Source organism: Polaromonas sp. (assembly GCF_012927455.1).
Taxonomy (GTDB): domain Bacteria; phylum Pseudomonadota; class Gammaproteobacteria; order Burkholderiales; family Burkholderiaceae_C; genus Polaromonas.
This window is the reverse complement of the sequence record NZ_JABBPE010000001.1, coordinates 1-16,891: the sequence shown is the minus strand read 5'-3', so window position 1 is coordinate 16,891 and position 16,891 is coordinate 1. Positions and strand designations below refer to the sequence as shown.

The following is a 16,891-nucleotide window of genomic DNA, read 5'->3' as shown; positions in this document are numbered from 1 at the left end:
ACCCCCTATTGCGCCGTCGCCAAGCCGAGTTTTCCTTTGAGGAAATCCAGCGCGCTGGCCGCTGCTATGGAAGTCGCTGCGGTGTCGCGGCGGTGCTGGTACTCAAACTGGCCCTCTTTCAGGCCGCGGTCGCCTATGGTGACGCGGTGCGGCACGCCAATCAGTTCCCAGTCGGCAAACATGGCGCCGGGGCGCTCGCCGCGGTCGTCCAGCATCACGTCCACGCCGGCCGCCAGCAGTTCGTCATGCAGCTTGTCGGCAGCGGCCTTGACCTCGGGAAAGCGGTCCGGGCTGATGGGGCAGATCACCAGCGTGAACGGGGCAATCGCATCGGGCCAGATAATGCCGCGCTCGTCGTGGTTCTGCTCGATCGCCGCTGCCGGCAGGCGCGTGATACCGATGCCGTAACAGCCCATTTCCATGAATTGCGGCTTGCCGTTTTCGCCGAGAAACGTCGCATTCATGGCCCGGCTGTATTTGGTGCCGAGGTAGAACACATGGCCGACCTCGATGCCGCGCTCTATCACCAGCACGCCCTTGCCATCTGGCGACGGGTCGCCCGCCACCACGTTGCGGATGTCTGCTATCAGATCAGGCTCTGGCAAGTCGCGGCCCCAGTTGACGCCGGTGTAGTGAAAGTCAACTTCATTGGCGCCGCAGACCCAGTCAGCCAACACGGCAACCTCACGGTCCACTACCAGTTTGACGGCTTGCTTCATGTTCAGCGGGCCGAGGTAGCCGGGCTCGCAGCCGAAGTACGCATCAATCTCGGCCAGCGTGGCAAAGCGAAAGCTGGCATCCAGACCCGGCAACTTGCCGACCTTGACTTCGTTCATCTCATGGTCGCCGCGCAGCAGCAGCAGCCAGACCTGGGTCTTGACTACTTCGCCGGCCTCGTTGCTCTGGTCGGTCGCCAGCACCAGCGACTTGACGGTGGTGCGTAGCGGGATGCCCAGCAGTTCGGCGACCTCGGCGCAAGTGGCTTTGCCGGGCGTAGCGGTTTTTTTCAGCGCCTGCGCGGGTGCCGGGCGCGCGCCCGGCGGCGCCAGCGCCTCGGCCTTTTCCATGTTGGCCGCGTAATCGCTGTCCGGGCAGTAGACGATGGCGTCTTCGCCAGTGGCTGCAATCACCTGGAACTCTTCGCTCAGGTCGCCTCCAATCGCCCCGCTGTCGGCGGCGACGGCGCGGTAGGTCAGGCCAAAGCGGTCAAAAATTCGCCGGTAGGCCTGCGCCATGTTCTGGTAGCTGGCTTTAGCGCCGGCCTGGTCGCGGTCAAAGCTGTAGGCATCTTTCATGATGAACTCGCGGCCTCGCATCAGGCCAAAACGCGGACGCCGTTCGTCGCGGAACTTGGTCTGAATCTGATAGAGGTTTTTCGGCAGCTGTTTGTAGCTGCGGATATCCTGACGCATCACGTCGGTAACGACTTCTTCGCTGGTGGGCTGAACCACGAAATCCCGGCCATGGCGATCTTTGATGCGCAGCAACTCGGGTCCCATGGCTTCAAAACGGCCGGTTTCCTGCCAGAACTCGGCCGGCTGGACCACCGGCATAGCCATTTCCACGGCGCCGGCACGGTTCATTTCCTCGCGCACAATCGCCTCGACCTTGCGGATCACGCGCAAGCCCATGGGCATGTAGTTGTAAATGCCCGCCCCAAGCTTTTTGATCAGGCCGGCGCGCATCATCAACTGATGGCTGACGATTTCAGCGTCGGCAGGCGCTTCCTTCAAGGTGGAGATGAAGAACTGGGAAGCTTTCATGGGTTGCTTTTTTCTAGATTTGGAGAGGGTTTTTGGGGATTGCGACGCTGGGGGATGGATGGATTCGGCGTGATTTGCGTGCTCGCGCCCACCGAAAACCATCATTTTTAAAGATGTCATCAGGCCATAAGCGCCGCGCCGGGCTACCGCTGTGCATAATGGACTCAGTTTAAAAAATTGAGGTTTGATTATGCTCGACCGGGATGGCTTCAGGCCCAACGTCGGCATCATCTTGCTCAACCAGAGAAGTCAGGTTTTTTGGGGCAAACGTATCCGAACACACTCCTGGCAGTTTCCGCAGGGTGGCATTGACCGGGGCGAAAATCCCGAGCAGGCCATGCTCCGTGAATTGCACGAAGAGGTCGGATTGCACCCACAGCATGTACAAGTGCTGGCCCGAACCCGAGACTGGTTGCGCTATGAGGTGCCTGACCGGTTTATTCGCCGCGATGCGCGCGGACATTACAAAGGCCAGAAACAAATCTGGTTCCTGCTGCAACTGGTCGGTCACGACTGGGATTTGAATCTGCGCGCCACCGATCATCCGGAGTTCGACGCTTGGCGCTGGAACGACTATTGGGTGCCGCTCGACGTAGTGGTCGAGTTCAAGCGCGGCGTCTACGAAATGGCGCTGACGGAACTGTCGCGCTATGTGCCGCGTTTTGATGCTCGCTACGAGCCGCGCCCGGACCACCACAACCGATACTTGCGTGGCGGCCTGCACCAACGTGATCAGCTTGCCAGCCCTGCCGCAGCGACCAATTCGCATACGAGCGGCGGTAACCCTCAGCATTCCTATGCCAGCCGGCTCGGTCCTTCGTTTGAGTTACCGCCTGGCGCCACCTTTGAGCCTGATCCACAAACCAGTCTGGATGTGGTGCCCCCTATCTTCAAAACATGAAATTTAAACCGGTTTTTCTGGCTTGTTGGGCGCTTTTGTTTTGCCTGAGCGGCGCGGTAGGGGCCCAGAACTTGGTCGATGCCCCTGACTGGCAAGAATCCGAAGTGCCACCCCCGCCGGCCTTTGACGTCAGCAAGCTCGTCATTTTTGAGGTGGCAGCAAGCTCTTCGCTGGTCTATGGTGTGGATCCGGCGTCGATTCGCATCACCCACAACGACGGCGTGGTGCGCTACGTGATGGTGGCCACCAGTGCCAGCGGCGCAAGAAACGTCATGTACGAGGGTTTGCGCTGCTCGACCGGTGAGTTCAAAACTTATGCGCGCTATTCAGCCGATGGCCATTGGAGTGCCGTAAGCCAGCCGGAGTGGCGCTCGCTGTTTGGAAACATGCCGTCCAGACACGCCTTGCGCTTTGCCCAGGCCGGTGGCTGCGACAACGCAACGGCGCCGTCCTCAGTCAAGGTGCTGGTCAGTCGGCTGAAAAACCAGAACTTTAAGATTGCCGAATAAAGGCTATTTCTAGCCCCGCGAGGGACTTATCGGCTGAGCACCAGATTGGTCCGGTGCAGCATTTCGGGTTCACCGGTGTAGCCCAGCAACTTCTCAAATTCAGACGAAGCCTTGCGGCAAATCAGCCTGGCCTCGGAACTTGAATAGTTGGCCAGGCCGCGTGCAATCTCTGCGCCGCCGGCGTCCCTGACCGCAATCACATCGCCGCGCGAAAATTCACCGTCGACCCGGGTCATGCCGATGGGCAGCAGGCTTTTGCCTTCGTCGCGCACCTTGCTGGCGGCGCCCGCATCCACCGTCACCGAACCGCGCATTTGCAGGTGATCGGCCATCCATTGCTTGCGCGCCTGCAGTTTCTGGGTTTGCGCCACCAGCAGGGTGCCAATCGATTCGCCCTGCATCAGCCGGATCAGCGCCCGCGGTTCGCGGCCCCAGGCGATGACGGTCGATGCGCCCGAGCGCGCCGCGCGTTTGGCCGCCAGTATCTTGGTGATCATGCCGCCGCTGCCTATGCTGGAGCCGGCGCCGCCCGCCATCGCTTCCAGTGTCACATCGCCGGCTTTTCCCTCACGCACAAAGCGGGCCGCGGGGTCCTTGCGCGGATCGGCGGTGTAAAGGCCTTTCTGGTCGGTCAGGATGACCAACGCATCGGCTTCGACCAGATTGGCCACTAGCGCGCCCAGCGTGTCGTTGTCGCCAAACTTGATCTCGTCGTTAACGACAGTGTCGTTCTCGTTGATGACCGGCACGACGCCTAGCTGCAGCAAGGTGAGCAAGGTAGAGCGGGCATTAAGGTAGCGCTCGCGGTCGGCAAGATCGGCATGGGTCAGCAGGACTTGCGCGCTGCCTATGCCGTTTTCGCGTAATTTGGTTTCATACATCTGAACCAGGCCCATTTGCCCGACCGCAGCAGCGGCCTGCAGTTCGTGGATGGCTTTGGGCCGGGCGCTCCAGCCGAGCCGGTTCATGCCTTCGGCGATGGCGCCGCTGCTCACCATGATGACTTCGCGCCCTTCTTTGACCAGCGTCGCCAGCTGTTCGCACCACTGCCCGATGGCGTCGGCATCCAGCCCCCGGCCCTCGTTGGTGACCAAGCTGGAGCCTACCTTCACCACCAGACGTTTGGCGTTGCGCAGTACCGGAGAGCCCATGTAGTCGTCCATGTTCAGTGCTTTTCAGGCTCTAGCCCAATGAATACGGGCGCAAGCAGCTATTATTAATATAGCAAGTGAAGCTTGGCTGGCGCCGATGCCCATGCCCAGCCCATGCCCGCAGATTAGCCGGAAACCGGTGCTTCCGGCGGCAACTCGACAAATCGCGGATCGATTTCTTCCTCGGGTTGCTCGCTTTTCTGGACTTTCTTGACATGCTGGTAAATCGTCTTGACGAGTTGTTCGCAGCCTTCACGCGTCAGCGCAGAAATTTCAAAGACCGGGCCCTTGAACTTGAAGCGCTTGACAAAATCCTTGACGAGCGCTTCACGCTTGTCCGCATCGACCATGTCCAGTTTGTTGAGGACCAGCCAGCGGGGTTTCTTGTATAGCGCTTCATCGTATTTTTTGAGTTCGCCCACGATGGCCTTTGCTTGGGCCACCGGATCGACGTTCTCGTCAAACGGTGCCATATCCACAATGTGCAGCAGCAGGCGAGTGCGCTGCAGATGCCGTAAAAACAGGTGACCCAGGCCAGCGCCTTCTGACGCGCCTTCGATCAGGCCGGGCAAATCAGCAACCACGAAGCTTTGTTCTGGGCCGACCCGCACCACGCCCAAATTGGGGTGCAGCGTGGTGAAAGGGTAGTCGGCAATGCGCGGCCGGGCATTGGAAACGGCCGAGATGAAGGTCGATTTGCCTGCGTTGGGCATGCCCAGCAGCCCGACATCTGCAAGCACCTTGAGCTCAAGCTTCAAGCTTTTGCGGTCACCGGGCCAGCCTGGAGTCTTGCTGCGCGGCGCACGGTTGGTGGAGCTTTTAAAGCGCAAATTGCCAAAACCGCCATCGCCACCCTTGGCTATCAGGATTTGCTCGCCAGGCGTCAGCAACTCAAACAGCACCTCGCCGGTTTCGGCGTCGGTAAGAATGGTGCCGACGGGCATTTTCAGGATGATGTCGTCGCCTTTGGCGCCAAACATGTCAGAGCCCATGCCGTGTCCGCCATTGCGGGCCTCATGGCGGCGTGAGAACCGGAAATCCACCAGGGTGTTCAGGTTAAGGTCGGCCACCGCATACACATGGCCGCCGCGTCCGCCATCACCGCCGTTCGGGCCGCCGAACTCCTTGTACTTTTCGTGGCTGAACGAGACGCAGCCGCTCCCGCCATCGCCAGCGGCAATGTCAATATAGGCTTCGTCGACAAATTTCATGATGGGATCGAGCGCGGGTTGAGCGGCTTGCTTGGGGAACGAAAGACTAGTTTACAAACAAAAAAGCCCCGACTGGTCGGGGCTTCGATGCCATCGAAGTGATGCAGCTTACGCTGGCGTCACATTGACGGTGTGCTTGTTCAGCGTGCCCTTAATGCGAAAGGAAACGTGACCGTCCACCAGTGCAAACAGGGTATGGTCCTTGCCGATGCCGACATTGACGCCCGGGTGGAACTTGGTGCCGCGTTGGCGCACGATGATGCTGCCTGCGTTGATTACTTCGCCGCCAAATTTCTTGACGCCCAGCATCTTGGGCTGTGAATCACGCCCGTTTCGCGTAGAGCCGCCGCCTTTTTTCTGTGCCATTTTTCAATTACTCCTGTGACGTTCCTGCTCAACCAGCGATAACGCCGATTTGCAGTTCCGTGAAGTTTTGCCGGTGACCCTGGCGTTTCTGATAGTGCTTGCGACGACGCATTTTGAAAATGCGAATTTTGTCGTGCCTGCCGTGAGCCACTACCGTGACTGTGACTGTTGCACCTAGAACCAAGGGCGTACCAACCGTAATCGTGCTGCCTTCTCCGACAGCCAAAACCTGGTCAATAACGATCTCTTGGCCTACGTCCGCAGCAATCTGTTCTACTTTAATTTTTTCTCCAGTAGCAACTTTGTATTGTTTGCCACCGGTTTTTATGACCGCGTACATGTAAGACCTCGTAAATTGAGTTCTGCGGACGTATTTCCACAGAGCCTTTCATTCTAGCACGGAGGGGCAAAATGACCAGTGCCGCAGGATAGAGGTCTTTGTCGGGCCGGACCCGAAGCCGGAAGCGGAGGCAAGCCAGCTTCCTATAATCGGGTCAAACTCAATGTCTGGATAGCCTTTTGTCAGTCAACTCTTCAAGTACCGCCGCCGCCTTGGCCCTGATTGCCGACGATATGCGCGAAATGGACAAGGTGATCGTGCAGCGCCTGAAGTCAGAGGTGCCACTGGTCAGTCAGGTGTCGCATTACATTGTCGCTGCCGGTGGCAAGCGCCTGCGCCCCGCCTTGTTGCTGCTGATGTGCGGCGCGCTGGGCTATCGGGGCGAGCAGCGCCACAATCTGGCGGCCGTGGTGGAGTTCATTCATACCGCAACTCTGTTGCATGACGACGTGGTGGACGATTCCACGCTGCGCCGCGGCCGAGCCACCGCTAACGAAGCCTTTGGCAATCCCGCCAGCGTGCTGGTCGGTGATTTTCTGTATTCGCGGGCCTTCCAGATGATGGTCGATGCGGGCGATATTCGCATCATGCAGACCCTGGCAGAGGCCACCAATGTGATTGCCGAAGGGGAGGTCCTGCAACTCATGAACATGCACGACGCGACGCTGTCCGAGGACGATTACCTGCGCGTGATCCGCTCCAAGACAGCCAAGCTGTTCGAGGCCAGCGCCCGTCTGGCTGCCTTGCTGGCGCAGTCCAGTGCAGCGCTTGAGCAAAGCTGCGCGGACTACGGGCAGGCCCTGGGCACCGCCTTTCAGGTCATCGATGATGTGCTGGACTATGACGGCAACGCAGCGGAAATGGGAAAAAATTTGGGTGACGACCTGCGCGAAGGCAAGGCCACGCTGCCGCTGATCATTGCGATGCAGCGCGGCACTGAGGCTGAGAGTGCCACCATCCGGCAGGCCATTGAAACCGGCGGAACCGAGCAGATGGCAAAAATTATTGCAATCGTGCAGCGCAGTGGCGCCTTGGAGGCCACTCGCGCCGCCGCCGCCGCCGAGGCCCAGTGCGCACTGAATGCCTTGCAAGCTTTGCCCCAAAACCCATACAGTAATGCTCTGCGGCAACTGGCTTCCCAATTGCTGCAGCGGCGGTCTTGAGTGGGCTGGTGGTCGTGGCGGGGTGTAGCTTAGCCAGGTAGAGCGCTACGTTCGGGACGTAGAGGCCGGAGGTTCGAATCCTCTCACCCCGACCAATTTTTTTTTAAAATCAATGGCTTACGAAGTTTTTGGCATCGGTGCCAAGGGTCAAAAAGTTAAATCTGTGCCAAAACTGTGCCAGTTGGCGCAGTTTGAGCGGTACGGTGCAGCGTCCGTATAAATTCAGTGGCTACAGAAGTCTCCAAAACCTGGAGCTTCACATGGCCACCTTTGAGAACCGTTCGCGCTAATGCGTCACTGTCAAAAACCGTGATGACAAGACTCGCAGTTTTCCCCATACCCAGCTCGCCAAGGCTGAGGCCTACATGGACAGCTTGCGTGGGGAAAGTCTCAAACTCAGTGCCAAGCAGGAGGAAGACGAGTTTTTCGTTCGAATCCGGCAGAAGGGTTATCGCAAGCAACAGATGACTTTCGATTCGCGCCAAAAAAGCAGAAGATTTCTGCCAGCAGATTGATGCCGAGCGCAGTCGCGGTTTGTTCACGGACTACACCAAGTCCCACAGCATCACCTATGCCGACCTGATGGTTCGCTTCCTGCTCAAGGAGGCGCCCAAGCGCAAGAGCTTCCAGATCCAAGCCTGTAAGCTCGAAGGCTGGCTCGATGACAGTGAAGCCCATGGGCAGGTCTTGCTGGAGCGCTACCGCGCTTGCTGTGGATACACAAGCGGCTGTCGAAGGTGGAGGCGATTGACATTGAAGACTTCATCGCCGAACGCCTGCTGAGCGTTGCGCCGGCCACGGTTGACCGCGAGCTTTACATCATTCGAAGCATCTTCACCGTTGCCACTAAAGTCTGGGGCTTCAACCTGGACAAAAACCCGATGGACGGCGTGCGCCGGCCGAAATACTTCAACGAACGCGAGCGGCGCATCAGCCCGGACGAGGAGATGCGGCTGATTGAGGCGTTGGCACAGCTGGACTTTGAGCGGGCCGCCGAACAACGCCTGCAAGAACTGGCCGGCCAAGGCCTCGAAGGCATGACTTTTTCCAGCAACAGTGCCCGCAAGAAGGGTCTGGCCCAGGAGCGTAAGCGCTTGCGTCCCGTAGCTGAACAGACGTGCAAGCCGATACCCATTTTTGAGACCTTCGAGCAGTTCCAGCTGATGACGGCGGCGCGGCGCGGCAAGACGCTCACACTGACCTGAGACCGCGTGGATTTTGCTGCGGGGACGGCATATTTGCCAGAGACGAAAAATGGGCGGCCGCGCAAGCTCTCGCTGCGCTCTGCGCTTCTCGAATCACTAGGTGAGATTCCAAGGGCCGGCGGCCGTACTCGTGTTGCTCCTTGCCGGGAACCATGAATTCTATGAAAATTCGATTGAGCAAATGCGCGTTGATTTGCGCAAGGCGACATCCGGAACTCCCATCAGTTTCTTGGATAACGATTCTGTCGACTTTGGCGGTGTTAGGTTTCTCGGCACGACGCTATGCACCGACTACCGAGTTGACCTGAATCGTGGATGCAGGGTCGTTGCCAACCCGCAAGGCTACGCCAGGAATGTGGGCTCGGCAGCGAAGGTTGGAGCGCTAGATTTTGAGAATAGGAACTTTGGGTGGGCTTGCGTGATTGAGGTCTGAAGGCTTATTGACTGAACGCGGGCGACTGACCGCTTTGTGCCCAAAGCAGTCATTCATTCTGCGCACAGCCGAGGTACTGCCTGCCAAGTGTGGCTATCTCAGCGAATAGCGCGGTAGGTCAATTGTGAAAATGCATCCCGTGCCCGGCACGTCCCTAACGCTCAAGGTGCCGCCGTCGGCTTCGACGCTTTTTCGGGCAATTGACAGGCCCAGCCCCATGCCCGTCCTGTCATGGCTGTGTTGAGTGAAGGGCGTGAACATTTTCTCGGTACTACTGGGCGGCAGGCCGCCGCACTGGTCTTTCACGTCTATGAGGATGCGCTCGCCCACTGCGTAGGCATTTAACGACACCTGCGTATGCGAGTGCGTGAACTTGAAGGCGTTGTGCAGCAAATTCATCAAAGCCCCCAGATCAGTTCGTGGTTGACCTGGATGCCCAGACTTGGGTCCACCTCGGCCACGGCGAGAAGGCATCCTCTCGTGGTCGCATCCAAGTCGGCGCCAGTTTTGGCTTCGGCGATATAACCCGCCAGCGAGAGCAGCTGTGGATGCCCGATTCCTCTATTTTTGGCGCGCACCTCAATCAAGGCGTTGCTAATGAGCTTGGCCATGGACGCATGACTGCGCTTTAACACCGCGCCTGTAGCTCCTGCCGGGGTCAGGCTGCCCATCTCCATGGCGGTGACCGCAAGGCTTGCAGTTCCAAGCGCATTGCGCAGCTCGTGCATCAAAAAGCCGAGCTGCTCGGTCTCATGCAGGCTTTGCTCGGCCGTGAGGGTTGCATCGCGCTGGGCGCTGAATTCGGTCACGGCGTCGGCCATGACATTGTCCAGGCAACGGTTCAATGTTCGGTATTCGTCGATGCTGAAAGGTGCGTCCCGCTCGAAGGCCAGGTCCGTGATGGCTTGGCACAGGTCGCCGTAGTCATGCACGACTTGGTCCACACTGTAGCCGAGGTACAGCAACGCCTTGCCATGCGCCGCCGCGCTAAGCCCCATTTCAGACAAATTAGCAGCGTCCCCGCCTGCCGGGCCGGAAATCTGAAGGCTGGTCGCGTCTTCATTACTTCGCTCGGCCTCCAGTGTTCTGGTCAACTGGTCGATGAACATCGGGATGCCGTTTTTCAATTGCTCAGGGGTAGCAGCCCGCTTCGGTCTTTTGTTGACCTTTCCAATGCACCTGGCAATCAGGATGGCGCGGTTGTTGGCTAAAAACTGGTGAAGCATAGGTTCAACTTTTCTAGCGTTTCAGGCCATTCACTGACTATGGACCATCCCACCTATTTGTCTATCGCCCAACACGCAGCCGCGTCAAAATGGGTAAAAATCGGCCTGTCGGGTTGATGTCTGGTTGGAAAGTTAACACTTGCAAACCAAGTGATCTGTACGCTGCCACACATTGTTGGGCTTAGGGGCTATGCTTCCAGTGGCTTTCAGCACCCGCCTTGAAGCGCACTGAACCAGAGGTGCACATGCCAGAGAATGGGCTGCAATGCCTGCTCTTGGTCGGAATCAGCCAGTTCTAAGGCCAGGCCGGAGCACTGCTGCCGGGCGGCATTGATTGCCGCTTCCAGTTGGCTGGCGTGCGCGAGAGCTGGGCACTGTGGCGGACCGCACACAACTCGCCAAATCCAGACTGGGAAATCTCAAGATAGGGTGCCATGTTGGGCCTCACCGCAGCCAACCCACCAGCCACCTGCCCCAGTCGTCGAAGCCACTGTCCGGTCTGCGCCAGCGATACCTGTACATGCCAGCTCCCGCCCTCACGCTGCTGACGACACAGCGCCGCCGCCACACCAAAGGCCAGCAGGTATCCGGTCGCTTCATCAAGAATCTGCATGGGCATTGGTCGCGGCACCCCGTCACCATCAGCTTCACCCTCAGCATAGTTGAAGCCCATAGCCGTTTGTACCAGCGAGTCAAAGCCACGCCGCTCCACCCAGGGTCCTTGCGTGCCATAGGCGGAAAGCGTCACATAGATGATGCCTGGGCGCAGCCGAACGATTTCTTCGGCACCGTAACCAAGGGCTGAGAGCCCTCCAGGTCGATAGCCTTGCACGAAAACATGTGCGTTTCCGACCAAGTGTTCAAGCGCGGCGCGGCCCTGGTCAGTTCGCAAGTCCGCGTGAGCCGAAAGTTTGCCCCGGCTGGTGTCTGCAATGGCGGCGATGTTTGGAAGATTTGGCGAGTTAATGAGCATTACATCTGCGCCATAGGCCGCAAGCACGCGGCCGCCTACAGGGCCTGCGAGAATGCGCGTAAGGTCGAGCACGCGCAGGCCGCTCAAAGGAGACTCGTCGTCGCGCAACGCTGGCAACACAAGAGGTGGCGCATCTTTGGGTTCGCCAATGCGGTCGATGGTAAAAAGTGGCTGGGTGCCCAAGGCATGTCCTTGCGGCGTCGCATCCCACTCATCGAAACGGCGCAATGCGGTGGCCACAAGGTTCATGTTGGCGGCGGCGTCCTCGAAATCGATTGCGCGCCAGCGAAGAAAAGCTTGCTCGGCGTCACTGCGCTGTGATGTTGCCGGATTGAGTCCCAATAAGCGCAAGGCACCCTCGCGGTGGTGAGAGAAGTTAGCGTGAATCCTTACATGGCCATCAGCGCAGCGGTATAAGCCAGAAAATGTATCCCAGAGGTCCGGCACACGCCCGTCGATGCTGAACCATCCAGTGCATTCGATGGCCGCGTGTGTCAAATCGACGGTCACGCGCTGGCGAGCCGTGCCGCGTTGGTGGGCGACCTCACAAGCAGCCAAAGCAGCTGCGGCGATGGTGCTTTGCGCCGCAGCTCCGACCCGAAAGGACGAGGGAAACACAGGGTCCGCGCCATGTAGCGCGGCAAAAGCTAACGCGTCGGCCGGTAGTCCTGCGACTTGCCACAAGTCCCGCAATATGTCACTTGGGTTCATATACGTCCTGCTCTTCACTCGATAGTCGAGCTTATCAAAAGACCGCTTCTGGCCGGAAATCGACGGGCGGTACGGTGCCTGGAGCGGACGGAGATAATTGCAGATTGAATGCCGACAGTACAAGCGAATGTAGTCGGTCCGTGCGATGCTACGCCCCCGCGCGGTTCACTGAAGGCTGCCACACTGGGGCGGCAATGCTCTGCTTCGATACAGCGCAGCGTGCACATGTGCGTATTCGCGCAGCGGCCCAAGCTGTGCGTCTGAACGACGAAAGAGCTCCCGGTCCTTGACGTATGCATGGACGCTGAGCCTCCCCTTCGATGCGTCCTCCAGCTCCTCCACGTCAATCGCTACCCGTCGGTACCCATCGGGCTCGGTGATTCGCTCAAGGACGTCCATGGCTTTGAGCGTTACCTGGTCGACTTTGAAGACCTGGCCGACAACTCGCTCACCTTCCCCTGCAGCGTGAATCAACCATGGCGAGAAGCGCTCTCCGACCAGGTACAGCGGATAGCGCTCCACGGTAATGAAGCTCCCCCCGACTCGTGCGCCTTTGTTGGTGGCGAAGTTAGGGAAGCCCTCTTTCAAGGTTCCGAAAACGAAGACGAGTTGTGACATCGGGCTCCTGAGCATGAGGCATTGCAAAGGTCATCTCAACGGCCGCTGTTGGTCGGTCCGCGTCAGCTCACAGGGTAACGCGTCCGACGGGCTGGACTACTGGTTTTTTACCAGGCAAACAGCCTCGGCAAACTTCCCGTGTGTGCAGCCGGGCTGCTTGATGCCATTTTTGGCAACAAACCTCAGCACCGAGTCACCAGTGCTGGCCGTGATTTTGCCGGCCCACCGTAATTCTGCGGGCTGGTCATCGAACGCGACGTTGGCCTTGAACATGCGCGCCCCAAGACGCGTCAGCGTCCCCAGCTCAATAATGCTCGGGGTGTATCCCTGCGACTTCAGCCAGCCTTGCGCTTCATCCCGCGTGGGCAGCAGCGTCTCGGAAGCAGCCCTGGCATAGGTTTCGAGAATCCAGCCGTTCGAGTTCTGATAGCGTAGGGCAAAAGGATAAGCCACGGCGCTGTACGCCGACTCGTGCATCCGAAACTGCTCTTGCTTTGATGCCAGTACCTGAATCAATCGGTCTTGCAGCCAAGGCTCGGGCGTGACCACTGCAACGTCTTGCGAAATCAGGTCATCGGCCAAGAACTCGGCCAGCCCCTGAACAAAAAGCTTCGACAGCGCACTACCACACACGTTAAGGTCGTGGTAAATGGCCCAGCCGCCCGCTTCTCTGGCCGCAAATGCTGCATGCGAGAACGTGACTCCGTACTTTTCGAGGTCTTGGCCGCGCCTGGCCAGGATGACCAGCTTTTGGCCGCTGGCATCGAGCACGTTGCCCAAAGTCATCGCGGTATCAAAAGCAATTTGAGTCTTAGCCGGGTCAACGACAGTTTCTTCGCAAGCGCGGCCGGCGTTTGCGGCACCGGCAGCCAGGCAAAGGGACGCGGCGATGAGCGTCCGCGCGGACTTATTTAGCCAGTTCATGGCTGCGCGACAGCTTGGCGTTTTCCGGAGTGACCAAGAAGGCCAGGGGTGTTTCGTTCTTGGAAAGCAGCGCGCCGGATTTGGAGGGCTTGACCGTTAGCTGGTCGCCAGCCTTCAAGTTGGCTTTGTCGACAACGCTTTTTGGCAAGGTGATGGTTTCTTTACCCTTTTCTGTGGTCACCAGCACGTTGACCTTGCTGGCGTCAACAACGGTGGTGACCACGCCGGTGACCAGTACGGCAGCGCCGGAAAGCATGTAGAGCGGGGCCGCCACAAGGGACAGGCCGCCCAGGGCGCTGAGCTCAGAGGCCTTTATCACGGAGTCCGCCGACGCGATGGTTGGTGCGAGCAAGAATACGGAAAGCAAAACGGCGGCGATTTTTTTCATGGGTTAGTCCCTTGGGGTTGTTGAGTTCTCGTATAGCTTGCGGCGTTAAACCGAATGCCAGCGAAACTATACAGGCTAGACCCTTGAAACAGCTACTCGCCGAAAGTATTTTGAAGAGGGATACCCTTATCATTAAATTTCGCAAGCGTGCCCTCTTGCGTACTCTTTCTGCCCAACATTTCCCGCGACGCTTCACCCGCATTAATCGTGATGTCGAAACTAGTGGAGTCGTCCTCGGAGTTCCAAGAATGGCAATGTTGAATAACTCTTGTCAGAATTCGAAAGACCGCAACCGGTTTTTTGACGTGTTCAAGTTATGGGAGCGAATGACCGCTCCTGGTAGAAATGCAAAGCTATCGGGCCTCACCATATTTACGGAACTAACTAAATCCATTTACGTCGAGGTCCTAGCGAGAATCGAGCCAGAACACATGGTCGGTGAAGCCAGCTGAGTGGGTGCAGTGCTCCTTAGAGCGCAGGTCCGATGCCGGGTACAGCAGGCCATCTAGTAAGCAGGTTGCATTTCCGCACCAGTTGTACGCTATTTGCGCAACTTTTTTGGCAGCGCTGTGGCGCCTTTTCCGCCTGCGGCTGCGGCACAATTAACTTATTACTAGCACCCCTGCATTACTGAAACATTTTTTCGCACCACTCATGAAAAAATCTCTTTTTTGTCTTTTCCTTGCAGCCGGCGCGGCGCTCACGGCGGGTGCCCGGGCCGACGCGGGAGAGTCGAGCGAGTTGATTCTCGCGCGCATGGATTTTTTATATTCGGCCTGCTTAAAAATCGACCGTGCCGGGGCCGCGGCGGGCAAAAAAAGTTATGAGGCGGCGCAGGGGGGAAAAGCTATTCGCGCGCTCCGCCTGAGTGCGGATTACAAATCCGCCATGAGCAATATGCAGCTCGAATTACAAGAATCGACCGCCAGACCTGGCGGGCTCGATGACATGCCCTGGGTTTGTCAGCAATACGGCTTTTCCTCGGCCACCCACGACTTGTCAGAAACGCTCTCTTCACAGGCCAACCAGGGCGACGTCGAGGGCGTCAAGCGCTTGCTTGTCAGCGGCGCATCGGTCAAGCACCGAGACACCGATGGCAGCGAGCCGCTGCATCTGGCCGCGCGGGGGGGGGGCATACGCAAATCGTTCAAATGCTCCTGGCCGCCAAAGCGAGCATTAATGCGACCGACGACGCTGGCAACACCCCTTTGCATTTGGCAACTGACATCGCCAGCGTTCAAACGGTACAGGCTTTGCTGAAGGCCGGCGCCAAGGTAGATGTGGCAAATAAAAACGGCTGGACGCCCATGGACCGGGCGTTCAACGCCGATTCGCTGCCCATCGTGCGTGCGCTGTTGGCCAGCGGCGCCAATGTGAACGCATGCGATTCGAACAACGACCAGTTGATTCATTCCGTTGCTTCCTTTGGCGATGTCGAACTGCTCACATCCGTAATTGCTGCCGGGGGCAACGTCAACGCTTCAAACAACTACCGAGTGCAGCCCATTCAGCTCGCCGCGCTTTGGGGCAAGACGGCAATGCTCCAGGCGCTTATTGCCGCGGGTGCCGACATTCATACGCTGGCCCTGTCTGGCAAGCAGCCCATCCACAATGCGGCAAAGAGCAAAAGCGCCGAAGCTCTTAAAATACTGATTGGCGCCGGCTCCAATGTCAACGCCAAGGATGACGACGGGCGACGGCCGCTTGATTTCGCACTGCAAAGCGGCACTTCCGAGATGGTTGCGGTCTTGCGCGCCGCCGGCGCCGTTACCGGCGCGAACTAACAGGCAGCCGGACCTCGCGCAGGCTCACACACTTTAGGAGAACTCATGTTTGACCACGTCAAATTCGGAGTCAGCGACTATGCAGCCAGCAAAGCGTTCTTCCTCAAGGCACTCGAACCGCTCGGCGTATCCGCTGGCTCGGAAGGGCCGCCTACGTACGGTGTCGAACTGTGCACAAAGGCTAAGGCTTCACTGTGCCTTTACCAAACCGAAGAGAAGCCGGCGCATCTTCACTTGGCGTTCACGGCCGAGAATCGCCAGCAAGTCGAAGCTTTTTATCGCACGGCGCTGGAGGCGGGTGGCAAAGACAATGGTGCGCCTGGTCTGCGCCCCCACTATCACGCGAACTACTATGCAGCTTTCGTCATTGGTCCGGACGGGCACAACATCGAAGTGGTTTGCCAAGAACCCGAGGCCTAACGCCTCGCTCAGGCGGAGCGCCATCGGCACGCCACCAGGCCCGGTCTTGCGTCCTGCCGTCGTCGCCCCGCTCAGCTCGAACGTCACGCATTACACAAGGAACACTTATGGCCGTTTCGTGGTCCGAATCCATTACCACTCTCGACTGGACCGAACTGGAAGCCCTATATCGAGCAGCGCCACTTGGAATCAAGAACGCCAAGGTCCTGGAAACAGTGTTCACCAACAGCAGATACCGCTGCTTTGCCTACGAAGACGGCAAGCTAATTGCCGCAGGTCGGGCACTCGCTGACGGAGCTGACGCTTCATACATCTGCGATGTCGCAGTACTACCAACTCATCAAGGCACCGGCCTTGGGGGAGAGGTCGTCAAACGCTTAGTTGCTCTTTCAAGTGGGCACAAGAAAATCATTCTCTACTCGGTGCCTGGCAAAGAAGACTTCTATCGCAAGTTTGGCTTTCTCCGCATGCTCACCGCTATGGCCATCTTTGAGAACCCAGCAAAGGCCATCGAGCGTGGCCACCTCAGTGATGCCTAACCCTTCGCTGGCGCCCGATTAGCTCGCACGTCAGACCTCACAGTTACCCCGTACCCCAATGTTTTGCACCACGATATGGTCTCGACGGCTCCCTCAATATCGGGTTTACAACTGTGGTGCGCGCAGATTGGCTTGCTCTAGCAGTTGAATCGCCCCGGGTTCCGTGGAGGCCCGTTGGGTTAAGTCAGGCAGACACTGCAACTTGACTGGCTAATTGCCGATAGTAATTTTCTTCAGCCTCGGCAGGGGGAATGTATCCGATGGGC

The 16,891-nt window shown here is 58.3% G+C and carries 20 protein-coding genes and 1 tRNA gene; 9 read left to right on the top strand and 12 right to left on the bottom strand.

Annotated features, from left to right (window positions below):
• Positions 1–5 precede the first annotated feature (5 nt).
• The gene (locus HHJ18_RS00105; RefSeq protein WP_296910286.1) at positions 6–1,763 is read right to left on the bottom strand and encodes a proline--tRNA ligase; all 1,758 of its coding nucleotides are present in this window, start codon (positions 1,761–1,763) and stop codon (positions 6–8) included.
• Positions 1,764–1,953: 190 nt separating this feature from the next.
• On the opposite strand from HHJ18_RS00105, the gene HHJ18_RS00100 reads away from it, so the two are divergent.
• Positions 1,954–2,664, top strand: coding sequence for an RNA pyrophosphohydrolase (locus HHJ18_RS00100; RefSeq protein ID WP_296910462.1), 711 nt, complete (start codon positions 1,954–1,956; stop codon positions 2,662–2,664).
• Positions 2,661–3,173 carry a CNP1-like family protein gene (locus HHJ18_RS00095; protein WP_296910283.1) on the top strand — a complete coding sequence of 171 codons (513 nt, stop codon included), beginning with the start codon at positions 2,661–2,663 and terminating at the stop codon, positions 3,171–3,173. The genes HHJ18_RS00100 and HHJ18_RS00095 overlap by 4 nt, the downstream gene beginning before the upstream one ends.
• Positions 3,174–3,199: 26 nt before the next feature.
• On the opposite strand, the gene proB is transcribed toward HHJ18_RS00095, so the two are convergent.
• The 4 genes from proB to rplU all read right to left on the bottom strand — a co-directional run bounded on the left by proB (position 3,200) and on the right by rplU (position 6,241).
• Entirely contained in the window at positions 3,200–4,324 is a 1,125-nt protein-coding gene (gene proB, locus HHJ18_RS00090) for a glutamate 5-kinase (RefSeq protein WP_296910460.1), read from the bottom strand.
• A 125-nt stretch (positions 4,325–4,449) separates the two neighbouring features.
• Positions 4,450–5,535, bottom strand: coding sequence for an Obg family GTPase CgtA (cgtA, locus tag HHJ18_RS00085; protein ID WP_296910281.1), 1,086 nt, complete (start codon positions 5,533–5,535; stop codon positions 4,450–4,452).
• A 108-nt stretch (positions 5,536–5,643) separates the two neighbouring features.
• On the bottom strand, positions 5,644–5,901 hold the full coding sequence (gene rpmA / locus HHJ18_RS00080) for a 50S ribosomal protein L27 (RefSeq protein ID WP_296910279.1): 258 nt from the start codon (positions 5,899–5,901) through the stop codon (positions 5,644–5,646).
• Positions 5,902–5,929: 28 nt separating this feature from the next.
• The gene (gene rplU, locus HHJ18_RS00075; RefSeq protein ID WP_296910278.1) at positions 5,930–6,241 is read right to left on the bottom strand and encodes a 50S ribosomal protein L21; all 312 of its coding nucleotides are present in this window, start codon (positions 6,239–6,241) and stop codon (positions 5,930–5,932) included.
• A gap of 179 nt (positions 6,242–6,420) precedes the next feature.
• Here rplU and HHJ18_RS00070 point away from each other — a divergent pair, with 179 nt between their 5' ends.
• Together HHJ18_RS00070 and HHJ18_RS00065 are read left to right on the top strand one after the other, a co-directional pair.
• Positions 6,421–7,404 carry a polyprenyl synthetase family protein gene (locus HHJ18_RS00070; RefSeq protein ID WP_296910276.1) on the top strand — a complete coding sequence of 328 codons (984 nt, stop codon included), beginning with the start codon at positions 6,421–6,423 and terminating at the stop codon, positions 7,402–7,404.
• An 18-nt stretch (positions 7,405–7,422) separates the two neighbouring features.
• Positions 7,423–7,499, top strand: a tRNA-Pro gene (locus HHJ18_RS00065).
• Positions 7,500–7,800: 301 nt separating this feature from the next.
• On the opposite strand, the gene HHJ18_RS00060 is transcribed toward HHJ18_RS00065, so the two are convergent.
• On the bottom strand, positions 7,801–8,082 hold the full coding sequence (locus tag HHJ18_RS00060) for a hypothetical protein (RefSeq protein WP_296910274.1): 282 nt from the start codon (positions 8,080–8,082) through the stop codon (positions 7,801–7,803).
• A 29-nt stretch (positions 8,083–8,111) separates the two neighbouring features.
• On the opposite strand from HHJ18_RS00060, the gene HHJ18_RS00055 reads away from it, so the two are divergent.
• Positions 8,112–8,609: a hypothetical protein gene (locus tag HHJ18_RS00055; RefSeq protein ID WP_296910272.1), complete on the top strand. Its 498-nt coding sequence runs from the start codon at positions 8,112–8,114 to the stop codon at positions 8,607–8,609.
• 526 nt (positions 8,610–9,135) lie between these two features.
• Here the strand turns inward: HHJ18_RS00055 and HHJ18_RS20915 are convergent.
• From HHJ18_RS20915 to HHJ18_RS00030, 6 genes are all read right to left on the bottom strand, one after another.
• Positions 9,136–9,441, bottom strand: coding sequence for a HAMP domain-containing sensor histidine kinase (locus HHJ18_RS20915; protein ID WP_366558782.1), 306 nt, complete (start codon positions 9,439–9,441; stop codon positions 9,136–9,138).
• Positions 9,441–10,268: a sensor histidine kinase gene (locus HHJ18_RS00050; RefSeq protein ID WP_366558781.1), complete on the bottom strand. Its 828-nt coding sequence runs from the start codon at positions 10,266–10,268 to the stop codon at positions 9,441–9,443. Before HHJ18_RS00050 ends, HHJ18_RS20915 begins: the two co-directional genes overlap by 1 nt.
• Positions 10,269–10,563: 295 nt before the next feature.
• Complete coding sequence (locus tag HHJ18_RS00045) at positions 10,564–11,952, bottom strand: CoA transferase (RefSeq protein ID WP_296910270.1); 1,389 nt, start codon at positions 11,950–11,952, stop codon at positions 10,564–10,566.
• 165 nt (positions 11,953–12,117) lie between these two features.
• Entirely contained in the window at positions 12,118–12,570 is a 453-nt protein-coding gene (locus tag HHJ18_RS00040) for a gamma-glutamylcyclotransferase family protein (protein WP_296910268.1), read from the bottom strand.
• A 96-nt stretch (positions 12,571–12,666) separates the two neighbouring features.
• Positions 12,667–13,356 (bottom strand): DUF2145 domain-containing protein, encoded by a 690-nt coding sequence (locus HHJ18_RS00035; protein ID WP_296910266.1) that lies wholly within the window; start codon positions 13,354–13,356, stop codon positions 12,667–12,669.
• Between the two features lie 121 nt (positions 13,357–13,477).
• Complete coding sequence (locus HHJ18_RS00030; RefSeq protein ID WP_296910264.1) at positions 13,478–13,882, bottom strand: AbrB/MazE/SpoVT family DNA-binding domain-containing protein; 405 nt, start codon at positions 13,880–13,882, stop codon at positions 13,478–13,480.
• Between the two features lie 83 nt (positions 13,883–13,965).
• Between HHJ18_RS00030 and HHJ18_RS00025 the strand changes: the two genes are divergently transcribed.
• The 4 genes from HHJ18_RS00025 (at position 13,966) to HHJ18_RS00005 (ending at position 16,625) form a co-directional block, all read left to right on the top strand.
• Positions 13,966–14,334, top strand: coding sequence for a hypothetical protein (locus HHJ18_RS00025; protein WP_296910262.1), 369 nt, complete (start codon positions 13,966–13,968; stop codon positions 14,332–14,334).
• Between the two features lie 723 nt (positions 14,335–15,057).
• The gene (locus HHJ18_RS00015) at positions 15,058–15,666 is read left to right on the top strand and encodes an ankyrin repeat domain-containing protein (RefSeq protein ID WP_366558788.1); all 609 of its coding nucleotides are present in this window, start codon (positions 15,058–15,060) and stop codon (positions 15,664–15,666) included.
• A gap of 45 nt (positions 15,667–15,711) precedes the next feature.
• A complete protein-coding gene (locus HHJ18_RS00010; protein WP_296910256.1) occupies positions 15,712–16,086 on the top strand; it encodes a VOC family protein in 375 nt (124 codons plus the stop codon).
• Positions 16,087–16,193: 107 nt separating this feature from the next.
• On the top strand, positions 16,194–16,625 hold the full coding sequence (locus HHJ18_RS00005; protein WP_296910254.1) for a GNAT family N-acetyltransferase: 432 nt from the start codon (positions 16,194–16,196) through the stop codon (positions 16,623–16,625).
• The last annotated feature ends 266 nt before the right edge of the window (positions 16,626–16,891 follow it).